This is a genomic window from Flavobacterium movens (assembly GCF_039581425.1).
Lineage (GTDB): Bacteria > Bacteroidota > Bacteroidia > Flavobacteriales > Flavobacteriaceae > Flavobacterium > Flavobacterium luteolum.
In genome coordinates, this window is the sequence record NZ_JBCPXY010000001.1 from 243,610 (window position 1) to 256,321 (window position 12,712).

At 33.3% G+C, this 12,712-nt stretch carries 13 protein-coding genes and 1 tRNA gene; 7 read left to right on the forward strand and 7 right to left on the reverse strand.

All coding sequences use genetic code 11. The features are described from left to right. Positions 1-113 precede the first annotated feature (113 nt). The gene (rnhA, locus tag AAYQ05_RS01030) at positions 114-590 is read left to right on the forward strand and encodes a ribonuclease HI (protein WP_281634457.1); all 477 of its coding nucleotides are present in this window, start codon (positions 114-116) and stop codon (positions 588-590) included. A gap of 51 nt (positions 591-641) precedes the next feature. Here the strand turns inward: rnhA and AAYQ05_RS01035 are convergent, their stop codons facing one another. Beyond that, on the reverse strand, positions 642-989 hold the full coding sequence (locus tag AAYQ05_RS01035) for a DUF6249 domain-containing protein (protein WP_343540579.1): 348 nt from the start codon (positions 987-989) through the stop codon (positions 642-644). A gap of 328 nt (positions 990-1,317) precedes the next feature. Here AAYQ05_RS01035 and AAYQ05_RS01040 point away from each other — a divergent pair, with 328 nt between their 5' ends. From AAYQ05_RS01040 to AAYQ05_RS01060, 5 genes are all read left to right on the forward strand, one after another. After that, complete coding sequence (locus tag AAYQ05_RS01040) at positions 1,318-1,905, forward strand: RNA polymerase sigma factor (RefSeq protein ID WP_343540580.1); 588 nt, start codon at positions 1,318-1,320, stop codon at positions 1,903-1,905. After that, positions 1,889-2,293: a hypothetical protein gene (locus AAYQ05_RS01045; RefSeq protein ID WP_343540581.1), complete on the forward strand. Its 405-nt coding sequence runs from the start codon at positions 1,889-1,891 to the stop codon at positions 2,291-2,293. Before AAYQ05_RS01040 ends, AAYQ05_RS01045 begins: the two co-directional genes overlap by 17 nt. A gap of 8 nt (positions 2,294-2,301) precedes the next feature. Then, positions 2,302-3,204, forward strand: a complete 903-nt coding sequence (locus AAYQ05_RS01050) for an alpha/beta hydrolase family protein (protein ID WP_343540582.1) — start codon at positions 2,302-2,304, stop codon at positions 3,202-3,204. A 289-nt stretch (positions 3,205-3,493) separates the two neighbouring features. Continuing rightward, positions 3,494-4,417, forward strand: a complete 924-nt coding sequence (locus tag AAYQ05_RS01055; RefSeq protein ID WP_177211420.1) for a PfkB family carbohydrate kinase — start codon at positions 3,494-3,496, stop codon at positions 4,415-4,417. Positions 4,418-4,500: 83 nt separating this feature from the next. Further along, entirely contained in the window at positions 4,501-6,399 is a 1,899-nt protein-coding gene (locus AAYQ05_RS01060) for an amidophosphoribosyltransferase (RefSeq protein ID WP_343540583.1), read from the forward strand. 843 nt (positions 6,400-7,242) lie between these two features. Here the strand turns inward: AAYQ05_RS01060 and AAYQ05_RS01065 are convergent. From AAYQ05_RS01065 to AAYQ05_RS01080, 4 genes are all read right to left on the reverse strand, one after another. Further along, positions 7,243-7,854 (reverse strand): superoxide dismutase, encoded by a 612-nt coding sequence (locus AAYQ05_RS01065; protein ID WP_091490394.1) that lies wholly within the window; start codon positions 7,852-7,854, stop codon positions 7,243-7,245. Between the two features lie 139 nt (positions 7,855-7,993). After that, positions 7,994-8,671 (reverse strand): aminoacyl-tRNA hydrolase, encoded by a 678-nt coding sequence (gene pth, locus AAYQ05_RS01070; protein WP_343540586.1) that lies wholly within the window; start codon positions 8,669-8,671, stop codon positions 7,994-7,996. A 511-nt stretch (positions 8,672-9,182) separates the two neighbouring features. Then, entirely contained in the window at positions 9,183-9,794 is a 612-nt protein-coding gene (locus tag AAYQ05_RS01075) for a 50S ribosomal protein L25/general stress protein Ctc (RefSeq protein ID WP_111368498.1), read from the reverse strand. 120 nt (positions 9,795-9,914) lie between these two features. Continuing rightward, on the reverse strand, positions 9,915-10,856 hold the full coding sequence (locus AAYQ05_RS01080) for a ribose-phosphate pyrophosphokinase (RefSeq protein ID WP_177211423.1): 942 nt from the start codon (positions 10,854-10,856) through the stop codon (positions 9,915-9,917). Between the two features lie 288 nt (positions 10,857-11,144). Here AAYQ05_RS01080 and AAYQ05_RS01085 point away from each other — a divergent pair. After that, a tRNA-Leu gene (locus tag AAYQ05_RS01085) sits at positions 11,145-11,224 on the forward strand. A gap of 37 nt (positions 11,225-11,261) precedes the next feature. On the opposite strand, the gene AAYQ05_RS01090 is transcribed toward AAYQ05_RS01085, so the two are convergent. Further along, positions 11,262-11,732 (reverse strand): OsmC family protein, encoded by a 471-nt coding sequence (locus AAYQ05_RS01090; RefSeq protein ID WP_343540590.1) that lies wholly within the window; start codon positions 11,730-11,732, stop codon positions 11,262-11,264. Positions 11,733-11,807: 75 nt separating this feature from the next. Further along, positions 11,808-12,686 carry an alpha/beta fold hydrolase gene (locus AAYQ05_RS01095; protein ID WP_343540591.1) on the reverse strand — a complete coding sequence of 293 codons (879 nt, stop codon included), beginning with the start codon at positions 12,684-12,686 and terminating at the stop codon, positions 11,808-11,810. Positions 12,687-12,712 lie beyond the last annotated feature (26 nt).

Consider the following 12,712-nt stretch of genomic DNA (forward strand, 5'->3'; position numbering starts at 1 on the left):
TCTTAGCTTTTATATTTTTCGAATAAAACTTAAGACCCTCTTTTATCTGAAATTCTAATAATTCAACAATCTAAGAAGTCTAATAATCTAAAATTCTAAGAAGTCTAAAATAAATGAATCACGAAGTACATATATATACAGATGGCGCGGCAAAAGGAAATCCTGGCAATGGCGGTTACGGCGTGGTAATGGAATTGGTTGGCACTCCTCATAAAAAAGAATTTTACGAAGGTTTTCGTCTTACTACAAATAATAGAATGGAACTTCTGGCTGTAATTGTGGGATTAGAAAAATTAAAAAAGCCAAATATGAAAGTTTTGGTCATTTCTGATTCAAAATACGTTGTAGATTCTGTTGAAAAAAAATGGGTTTTTGGCTGGGAGAAAAAAGGCTATAAGGATAAAAAAAATCCAGATTTATGGAAACGTTTTCTAATTGTCTACCGCAAACACCAAGTCGATTTTAAATGGATTAAAGGTCACAACAATCATCCGCAAAATGAGCGCTGCGATCAATTGGCCGTTATGGCATCCATGCAACCTAAACTTTCGGTTGACGTATATTACGAAACCATCGGGTCTAAACAATAAAAAAACGCATCAATTACTTGATGCGTTTTTTGTACTAACTTTATTTCTTATTTATTCTTTATCTAAATCTTTAGCAGTTTTAAAACCCGTCAAAAGTCCAATTCCTGCCATGATGAAAATAATTGAAGGATAAACGGCACCATCATCTAGAGACGTATAAGTTGTAATTAATAACGCTAGAAAAATTCCAACACCCGATCCTATTAATAGGAAAGCTATATTTACAACAAACACTTTCCAGGCCGGAACCCCGTTTCCTTTTCCTTGTAAAAAGATACTTGCATCTACTCCTTTTTCTATAAGAGCCAAACGCTCTCTGTTTCTTGTTGAATAAATTAAATAAACAATCCCGAAGATCATTAAGAAAAGACTGATTGGAATTAAAATTTTTTCGTCCATGATATTTTATGTTTTTAATTGATTGATATACCTCATATGACGAGACTTTTTAAAATGAGGTTACAACTTTTGGTGAAAAATTTCAATTTTTAAATCCAAAATTCCAAAACTAACTGATTATCAATTAATTTTGAATAAAAATCAATTGATCACCGCAACTTTGACAAAGTTTAAAACTTTGACAAAGTTCAACTCCTATACTTTATTATATATTAAAGATTGAAATTTGGACCCGAGCGATAGCGAACGGGCGAAGCAATTTAAAAAGTTTGGAATTTATTTTCCAATTTCTTGTAACCTAAACAAGCAAACTATCGTCCTATATAATATGAGCACAATACATGATCAACATTATATCGATAAAATTTTGCAAGGCGAGACCAATGCATTTGCCGTTCTTGTGGATCGATATAAAGATATGATCTTTACTTTAGCTCTTAAAATGGTTAAAAATCGTGAAGAAGCAGAAGAAATAGCTCAAGACACTTTTATAAAAATTTATAATTCATTGACAAAATTTAAAGGCGAATCTAAATTTTCGACCTGGATTTACAAAATTGCTTATAATACCTGTCTGGATCGTTTGAAGAAAAACAAGAAAGAAGATTTGAATATTTCTATTGATGATTTTTCTTCTCATTTAATTAAAACAATGGACAACGCTTTGAGTGCTTTAGAAGAAAAAGAACGAAAGTATACCATTCAGAAATGTTTAAATTTATTACCGAGTGATGAAAACTTCCTTTTGACCTTATTTTATTTTGATGATCAAAATTTAGAAGAAATTGGAAAAATCATGAATATATCGGCCAACAATGCCAAAGTAAAGTTATTTAGGAGCCGTCAGAAATTAGCTGTAATTTTGAGACAGCAGTTAGAACCAGAAATAATAGAATGTTATGAAAGAGAGCGATAAAAATATAGAACAACTTATTGAGAAAATGATGGCGGAAGACAAACTGCAGTCTCCATCAATAGATTTTACTTCTAAAATAATGGCAGATATTCATCTTTTAGAAGAGAAAAAACTCAAAACATACAAACCTTTAATTTCTAAACCAATCTGGATTTCAATTGGCTTAGCTGTCGCAGCTTTAATAATTTATGTTTCTCTATTCTCGGTTTCAGAAACTGATTTCAAAATTGACGAAGTCGGGAAATTATATTCTGACCGAATCTCAACAGCATTTTCTGGAGTTCATTTTTCTAAAAATATCTTGTATGCCATTCTGATTGTTCCAATTATGATTTTGGTTCAAGTTGGAATTTTGAAGAATTATTTTGACAAAAAATATCAATTATAGATTTAAAGATGAAAAATAAAACAACGGTTTTTAAACACCCTCTAAGAACAAAAAAAACATACACACATTCTATTATAATGTTGTTGTTATTTATTACAAATTATGCGTCAGCAATTCCATCAAACTTTACCACTAAAGAAATAAAATTTGTTAGCGAAGGAGTTTCACTTGCTGGAACTCTTTTTATACCCAACAATGCAGAAGCAGCCGTTGTAATTGTTCATGGATCTGGACAAGAAAAAAGAATGATAGACTTTGCTACAACTTTAGCCAACAATGGAGTTGCAGTTTTAACGTATGACAAACGTGGAGTTGGAGAATCTGGCGGCATATATGCTGGACCAGAAGTAGGAACAAACAATGTTGATTTTTCAAATCTAAATCTTTTGTCTTTAGATGTAAGTGCCGCTGTAAATACTTTATCTAAATCCTTATCAAATAATAAAATATCAATCGGTTTAATCGGAGGCAGTCAAGCTGGATGGATAATTCCATTGGCCGCAGAGAAAAATAAGAAAGTTAAATTTATGACCATCTTTAGTGGCGCTCTTATATCGGTTAAAGAACAATTGAGATTCCAATTCTATACAAATGGAGATAAAAATTTTTGGGACACACATTCAGAGGAAGAGGCAAGAAAACATGTATTCAATGACCCAGATAAATACGAATTTGTTGACACAGACCCTAAAGGTATTCTTGCTAAATTATCAATTCCAGGAATATGGATTTTTGGAGGTAAAGATATTCAAGTCCCTGCGAATCTATCAATCGAATATCTTGATGCATTAAAATCTAAAGGGAAACCTTATGACTATAAATTATTTCCAAACTTGGGTCACAATACAGCTTTTTCAAAGTCTGAAGAGCCAATGAACGATGCAATCAATTGGATTAAAAATATAAAATAAATTAAAAATCATTTTTCGTGTTTTAATCGAAAACAAGAAAATTCTCTTCATTTAAAAAAATAAGATGGAAGAATCAGGTGTAAATTATTCGCAATTATTTTCAAAAAAGTTGCATCTTAAATTCAAAAAACCTATTATAAACACTGCGAAAAATCAATTTTAATCCATTCATTTACAATAGTTTTACTTCAAAAACACCTTCATTTTTTTAAGAAAATTTTGAGACCCTAAACCGTTGCAAGATTGTAACTTATGAAGTATCTTTGCACCCTAATTCGAAATTCATAAAATGAATAAACTATTGATTGTTGGAACAGTTGCTTTCGACGCGATTGAAACTCCTTTCGGAAAAACAGATAAAATATTAGGTGGTGCTGCAACGTATATTGGTTTATCAGCTTCATTTTTTAACTTGCAATCGGCCATTGTTTCTGTAGTTGGCGACGATTTCCCTCAAGAACATTTAGATCTTTTAACTTCAAAAAATATTGATATCTCTGGTATCGAAATTGTAAAAGGTGGAAAGACTTTTTTCTGGAGCGGTTTATACCACAACGATTTAAATTCTAGAGACACTCTCGTAACAGAATTGAACGTTTTAGCTGATTTTCAGCCAAAAGTTCCTCAAAACTACAAAGATGCTGATGTTGTGATGCTAGGAAACTTACATCCATTAGTTCAAAGCAGTGTTTTAGATCAGATGGAGAAAAAACCAAAATTAGTAGTTTTAGATACTATGAACTTTTGGATGGATTGCGCTCTTCCAGAATTATTAGACGTTATTAAACGTGTAGATGTTATTACAATCAATGACGAAGAAGCTAGACAGCTTTCTGGCGAATATTCATTAGTAAAAGCAGCTTCTAAAATCCAAGACATGGGACCAAAATATGTGGTGATCAAAAAAGGAGAACACGGAGCACTTTTATTCCATAACAGAGAAGTTTTCTTTGCACCAGCTTTACCATTAGAAGATGTTTTTGATCCAACTGGAGCAGGTGACACTTTTGCAGGTGGTTTCTCTGGATTTATTGCACAGAGCGAAAACATTTCATTCAACAACATGAAGAATGCAATTATTTACGGTTCAAATTTAGCTTCGTTCTGCGTTGAAAAATTTGGAACCGAAAGGATGGAATCATTAAGCAAAGCCGAAGTAGCGATTCGATTACAGCAATTTAAGTCGTTAACTCAGTTTGACATAGAAATATAATGCCTAAGAGCCTCGATAAAACGGGGCTTTTTTTATTACGTTAATACACACAACTTACAACAACACACAAATAACAAAAAACAATGAGCGACGCTTTAAAACACGAATGTGGTATAGCCTTAGTTAGACTACTAAAACCGCTTGAATATTATAAAGAAAAATACGGAACTGCTTTTTACGGAATTCAGAAGATGTATTTAATGATGGAAAAACAGCACAACCGCGGACAAGACGGAGCTGGTTTTGCTAGCATTAAATTTGATGTAGAACCTGGACAGCGCTACATTAGCCGAGTTCGTTCTAATCATTCGCAACCTATACAAGATGTTTTCAAACAAATCAATGAGCGCGTTAGCGAAGAACTAAAAGCGCATCCAGAACTTGGAGACGATATGAAAGAGCTAAAAGCAAATATTCCTTATGTTGGAGAATTGTTTTTAGGTCACGTTCGTTACGGAACTTTTGGAAAAAACAGCATCGAAAGCGTTCACCCATTTTTGCGTCAAAGCAACTGGATGCACCGTAACTTAATTTTGGCCGGAAACTTTAATATGACTAATGTTAAAGAACTTTTCGAAAATCTAGTTGAATTAGGACAGCATCCAAAAGAAATGGCTGATACTGTTACTGTAATGGAAAAAATTGGTCACTTCTTAGACAAAGAAGTAATGCAATTATATCAGGACTGTAAAGCTGAAGGATATTCTAAAAGAGATGCTTCGCCAGTAATTGCAGAACGTTTAGATATTGCTAAAATCTTAGCTCGTTCTGCTAAAAACTTAGACGGAGGTTATGCTATGGCAGGTTTATTAGGTCATGGTGATGCATTTGTTTTTAGAGATCCAGCAGGAATTCGTCCAGCTTATTTTTATCAAGATGACGAAGTTGTCGTTGTAGCTTCTGAAAGACCGGTTATTCAAACTGTATTTAATGTTCCTTTTGAAAGCGTTCAGGAAATTGATCCTGGTCATGCTTTGATCATCAAGAAAAACGGAAATGTTTCTATGAATCAAATCTTGGAACCAACAATCAAAAAAGCTTGTTCGTTCGAAAGAATCTATTTCTCAAGAGGAAGTGATGCTGAAATCTATCAAGAGCGTAAAGATTTAGGAAAATTAATTTTACCTGCTGTTCTTAAAGCGATTGATAGCGATACAGACAACACTGTTTTCTCTTATATTCCAAATACAGCCGAAACATCATTTTATGGTTTAGTTGAAGCTGCTCAGGATTTCTTAAATCAGAGAAAAAACAATTATATTCTTGAAAATAGAAATACATTAACAACAGAAACCCTTCAGGAACTTTTAGCTGTAAAGATTCGTACAGAGAAAGTCGCGATTAAAGATGCTAAACTTAGAACTTTTATTACTGAAGATAGCAGCCGTGATGATTTAGTAGCGCACGTTTACGATGTTACTTATGGTGTAATTAAACCAGAAGATAATTTGGTTATTATCGACGATAGTATTGTTCGTGGTACTACATTGAAAATGAGCATCATTAAAATGATGGATCGTTTAAAACCAAAACGTATCGTAATCGTTTCATCTGCTCCGCAAATTCGTTATCCGGATTGTTACGGAATTGATATGGCAAAACTAGAAGGTTTAGTTGCTTTTAGAGCAGCACTTGCTTTATTAAAAGAAAGAAACCTTTATCATATTGTAGATGAAGTTTATGCAAAATGTAAAGCTCAAGAAAATTTCCTTGATAAAGATGTTGTAAACTATGTAACAGCAATTTATGACCAATTTACAGACGAGGAGATTTCAGATAAAATTGCAGAAATGTTAAGCTCGCCAGAAATTAATGCTGAAGTAAAAATCATCTTCCAAACAGTTGACGATTTGCACAAAGCATGTCCTAAAAATTTAGGTGATTGGTATTTCACAGGAGATTATCCTACTCCAGGTGGAAATCGAGTTGTAAATCGTGCTTTCATGAATTTTTACGAAGGAAAAGACGCTAGAGCGTATTAATAAAATACTAATAAAAGGTTAAATTGTGCATTTCATCGGTTTTTTTTGCCGTTCATCCTATTTCTTTGGTGAAGTTGAAAAGCTATGATACTTTTGAAATACCATAACATTAGTAGGTTAAGTTTATGGTAGATTTGGGGCAAAAAGGGTGGAAGCAATTCCACCTTTTTTATTGGAATAAACTCAAACTATTTATAAACAGCCGATTATATCTCTTCATCGGATTTACTTACCTTTTATCTGAAAATTTTTCTTCACAAGAATAACTACCATACATTTACTAGACCATAACATTAGTAGGTTAGTTTATGGTAGATTTGGGGCAAAAAAGGCGGAGTAACTTCCGCCTTTTTTATTTTTTAATTGTAATTGACTGAAAAACAGCTGATTAAATACTTTTCATCGAGTATAATTGCTTTTCATCTAAAAATTTTTCTTTATAAAAATTACTGCCATACATTTACTAAACCATAACATTAGTAGGTTAGTTTATGGTAGATTTGGGGCAAAAAAGGTGGAAGAAATTCCGCCTTTTTTATTGAAATAAATCTAGAAAATTTTAAAAACTAGCAACACAGGTCTTTTATCGGATATACTTGCCTTTTATCTGAAATGTTTCATTCAAAAAAATATCTGCCATACTTTTACAGAACCATAACATTAGTAGGTTAAGTTTATGGTAGATTTGGGGCAAAAAAGGTGGAAGAAGTTCCACCTTTTTTATTTTCTTTTTTTTTCAGAAAAAAAGAAAATAGAGTGCAGAATAAAGACTTTTAAAAATTGAGCATAAAAAAAAGACGAACCTATGGCTCGTCTTTTTTCTATATTCTATGCTCTATTTTCTTATTTATCTAAAGCAAATCTTCTAGCAACTTCTGTCCAGTTAATTACACTGAAAAAAGCTTCAATATAATCTGGCCTTCTGTTTTGGTAGTTTAAGTAGTAAGCGTGCTCCCAAACATCCATTCCTAAGATTGGAGTTCCACCGTGACCAGCAACTTCTGGCATTAATGGATTATCTTGATTTGGAGTACCTACAACTTCTAATTTTCCTCCTTTTTGAACTGTTAACCAAGCCCATCCAGAACCAAATTGCGTTGCTCCAGCTTTAGCAAATTTTGCTTTAAATTCTTCGAAAGATCCAAAAGAAGCTTCAATTGCAGCCAATAAATCTCCTGTTGGTAATCCACCTCCGTTTGGAGACATTACAGTCCAGAATAAATTGTGGTTGTAGAAACCTCCACCATTGTTACGAACTGCAGCGTTAGATTTATCTAAGTTGATTAAGATGTTTTCGATTGTTTTTCCTTCTAAATCTGTTCCAGCGATAGCCGCATTAAGATTTGTAGTATAGGCGTTGTGGTGCTTTGTATGATGGATTTCCATTGTACGTGCATCAATATGTGGTTCTAATGCATCGTATGCATAAGGTAATTGTGGTAATTCAAAAGCCATGATATTCTAATTTTTATGGTTTATAATAATTTATTCCAAATTTAGACATTTAACTTTGGAATTGAAAATACTATTTCGTTATAATTGAATTAAATTCATTGATAATTTACATTTTTACAACATAAACATCTGAAAATCTTTATTTACCATTAAATGTTGTCATTGTGTTTTCTAAACCAGCTGTTCCAAAAGTTCTAATAATTTCTGCTGAAGTTTCTAAGCGTTCTGGAAGTTTTGCTTCTTCTTCAGCGGTCCACTCTCCTAAAACATAATCTACTTGCTGTCCTTTTTTGAATTCGTCACTGATACCAAATCTGTAGCGTGTATAATTTTGAGTATTTAAAACTAAATTAATATTTTTCAAGCCATTATGACCACCGTCGCTACCTTTTGGCTTTATTCTAATAGTTCCGAATGACAGGTTTAAATCGTCTGTAATGACCAAAATATTCTCCAATGGAATGTTTTCCTTATCCATCCAATATTTCACCGCCTTACCACTTAAATTCATGTAAGTATTTGGTTTTAAAAGAAAAAAAGTTCTTCCTTTAAATTTGTATTCAGCCATTGAACCTAATTTTACGGTTTCAAAAGAAAGTCCTTCTTTTTTGGCCAAAAAGTCTAAGACTTTAAATCCGATATTATGCCTGGTGTTTACGTATTCTGCTCCGATATTTCCTAATCCTACGATTAAATATTTTTTACTCACGTTTTTTATATTGTTTTTTTGGTGTTCGTGAACCTCCGGTTTCATATTGTCTTCTATGTTCTCTTCTTTTGATAGTGATGAAAACAGTTTTGTTATCCATTTTATCATGATCGCAAAAGTAAGATTAATTAGAGAATGTGGCAATTGGATAATTAGATAATTTGAAAATGCGACAATTAGATAATTTTTTATTGGCCGTGGTTTAACCGCAAAGTACGCGAAGGATTTACGCAAAGTGCGCGAAGAAATAGTTTCTATCTAGATGTGCAAAGAACACAAAGACTTCGATTTCGCTGAGCTTGATAATGACTAAAAAACTTAGTCTCTCAGAATGTTAGCAACTTAGGATCTTATAAAAAAGATATTTTCCTGCTAGCCCTGACAGAAGTGGCATCCTTTTTCCTGCTCCTTTAGCAGGGAAAAGATATAGCGGATGGCAGGAACGTCACGTCTTGCAAAAACGAAGATTTTCTGCTTCTAAAAAAATAATCATAAAAAAGAGCTTCGACTTCGTCCCAGCCTGAAATTGAGAAAAAAACTTAGCATCTCAGTCTCTTAGAAACTTAAAAAGAAAAGCCCCAATCGTAAGATTGAGGCTTTTGTATTGATTTGAAAAAAATTATTTTTTCTTTCCTTTTGCAGGAGCTTTTGCAGCTTTTGCAGCCTCTTGAGCAGCTTTCATAGCAGCACGAGAGATTCTTACTTGACAAACAACAGTGTTGTCTGGGTGCATAATTTTGTACTCTGGTTTTCCAACTTTAGTAACGTATAATTTATTACCCATTTCAAGTGGAGTGATGTCTGCTTCAACAAAATCAGGAAGATTTGCTGGTAAAGCTTTAACTTTTAATTTACGTTGGTTTAAACGTAAAACACCTCCCGCAAGAACACCTTTAGATGTACCAACGATTTTTACAGGAACTTCCATTGTGATTTCTTTATCATCAAATAATTGGAAGAAGTCAATGTGTAAAATTTTGTCAGATACTGGGTGAACTTGGATATCTTGCAAAATTGCATTGAATGATTTTCCTTTTCCAAGTTCGATCACAACAGTGTGAGCGTTTGGAGTGTAAACCAAGTTTTTGAATGCAGTAACGTCTGCTGAGAAGTGTACTGCCTGGTTTCCTCCGTATAAAACGCAAGGTACCTGTCCAGCATTACGTAAGGCTTTAGTTGACACTTTGCCCACGCTTTCTCTTTCTGATCCTTTAATTGTAATCGATTTCATTGTAAAAAAATATAGTTATTAATAAAATATTCTATTTTGCTGTAAGCTTTAAGCAATATGCTTTAGGCTTTTTATGCAAAGTATATAAGCTTACGGCCTAAAGCCTACAGCTTACTGCTTTTACATAATAAATTTTCCACTGATGGAATTGTTGTGGTGAACCATCTGCATAACCTCAGCAAATAGAGGTGCACAGCTTACCACTTTTATCTTTTTCGACTCTTTCTTTAACGGAATAGAATCTGTTACGATTAATTCTGTCAGTTTCGAGTTTTCAATTTTCTCGTATGCTCCACCAGATAAAATAGCGTGCGTACAAATTGCTCTTACACTTAGCGCTCCTTTTTCGATCATAAGGTCTGCTGCTTTCGCTAAAGTTCCTCCTGTATCGATCATGTCGTCTACTAAGATTACGTTACGTCCTTTTACTTCACCAATTAGTTCCATAGTATCGATAACGTTGGCTGCTTTTCTTTGTTTGTAACAGATTACTACATCTGATTCTAAAAACTTAGAGTAAGCATATGCTCTTTTTGAACCTCCCATATCTGGAGATGCAATTGTTAGATTTTCTAACTTTAAACTTTCTACGTATGGTAAAAAGATTGTAGACGCAAATAAATGATCTACTGGTTTTTCGAAGAATCCTTGAATCTGGTCTGCGTGCAAATCCATTGTCATGATTCTTGTTGCTCCTGCAGCTGTTAGTAGATTTGCTACTAATTTAGCTCCAATTGGAACTCTTGGTTTGTCTTTTCTATCTTGTCTTGCCCAACCAAAATAAGGCATAACAGCTGTAATATGTCTTGCTGATGCGCGTTTTGCCGCATCAATCATTAACAACAATTCCATCAGATTATCTGCACTTGGAAAAGTTGAACATACGATAAATACTCGTAAACCTCTTATTGATTCTTCGTAAGATGGCTGAAATTCTCCATCACTATACGTTGACATCGTTACTTTTCCTAACGGAATTCCGTAATCTTTTGCAATTTTTTCTGCAAGATAAACACTTTGTGAACAAGCAAAAATTTTAGCTTCTGGTTCTAGGTGCGACATTGTAATTTGTTGTTTTATCCCGTTACTTTTAAAAAAATTCAACTTTATATTTCAATAAAGCAGAATGTGTATAAATGTCTCGGATGTAGTTAGTTGTGTGTGCTTCGTTTTAACGAGCTGCAAATTTATAAAATTTATTGAACACTGAAAGCAAAAATTTAAGTATTTTTAGTAGTTCGTTTAAAATTATTTTTTACATTTGCACCGTGTTAAAGGAATGACGCCATTTATGACTTCATTCTATTGCGTTAAAATAATTGATTTATCATTTATTTTTTCGTCTGCTACGCCCGGATGGCGGAATTGGTAGACGCGCTGGTCTCAAACACCTGTGGGAAACCGTGCCGGTTCGACTCCGGCTCCGGGTACATAAAAACCTCTTCTTAACGGAAGAGGTTTTTTCTTTTATACTACTTCACAACTTGCATTATGCAAAACAGGAAAATTGCAGGAATTAGCAATAAAACACAATTGATTTGCTTTTTTATGAAGTTCTAAAGCTAATCCGATTTGGTCTGGATTTGAGATTTTTACTTTCGGATATAATCTTGCTTCTACAAAACGACCGCTTCCGTCTGGATTTACTTCTAATGTTGCTTCTGCGTTGTCTGAATACTCCAAAACTTCTATTCCGTTTTGTGAGCAAACATATAAATACGACATCATGTGACAGGAAACTAAACTGCTTAACAATAAATCTTCTGGATTATATAATGAAGGATCTCCTTTAAAAGCTTTTGCTGCCGAAACAGGTAAAATTGGTTTTCCTTCAATTTTAATTTGATGACTTTTACTATAGAATCTTTTGGAAGAATCTATTGGGTCTTTTTTGGAAGTCCAATTTACTTCAGCTTTGAATAGGTGTTTGAAAGTCATTTTTTTGTTTTTTAGCCACGAATTACATAAAGTTGAAATTCATGGCTAAAATAATACAATTCTCTTGATCTAATTTTATTTACCCCATTTAGTAAAATCTGAATCTGGTCTTTTAAAAGGTTCTGATAAAAACTTATTTGCTATTGCATTAAATACTTCCGGACTTGAAGCCGGCGCAAAATGAGTTTCTCCAGGCATAATGCATAACTGTGCTTTTGGTATATTTTCGAAAATTTCAACTGTATGCTCATTTCTGATTACGTCTCTATCTCCTGCTATTACAAGCACTTTTGCTTTAATTTTTGATAAATCTTTTGCTACAATATTAGGCTGATCTGCTAAAAGTCCAGAAATTTGTTTCAATAGATTCCAGTTCTCGCTAGTGTCTTTTTCTTTAATTTTTGCACTAAACAGTTTTCTCTCGTTCTGAAGACCTTTTACCGCCCATGAATAAATAGCAGTAGAATCAGGTCGTAAATTGGCACCCATCGCTACAATTTTTTTTATTTTTGACTTCCCTGAAATACCCATTTGCAATCCAACAATTCCTCCATCACTCCATCCAATAATACTTATTGAATCCAGTTTTAAGTGATTAACTAATGCTTCAGTATCTTTTGTCATTTGGACAAATGTTAAAGAATCCGTTTTCAACTCTGATTTGCCATGTCCTCTACTATCGGCAGCAATGACTCTGTATTTATTTTTAAAATAATCAATCTGATTTCCCATTGTCTCAATACTTCCACTATTTCCATGAATCAATAACAAAGGTTCGCCTTTTCCGTATTCTTCATAGTAGATTTTAGCACCATTGAGTTCAACAAATTTTCCGACAGTGGAATTTTTACCATAAGGCGTATCAAATTTAAAATTCATCTGAACCTGAGCGTTTGCTATTACACATACAGAATAAGCTAATACGGCCATTAGCAATTTGACTGGTTTCTTCATAAGTAAGTTCTTTTTAGGATAGTTAT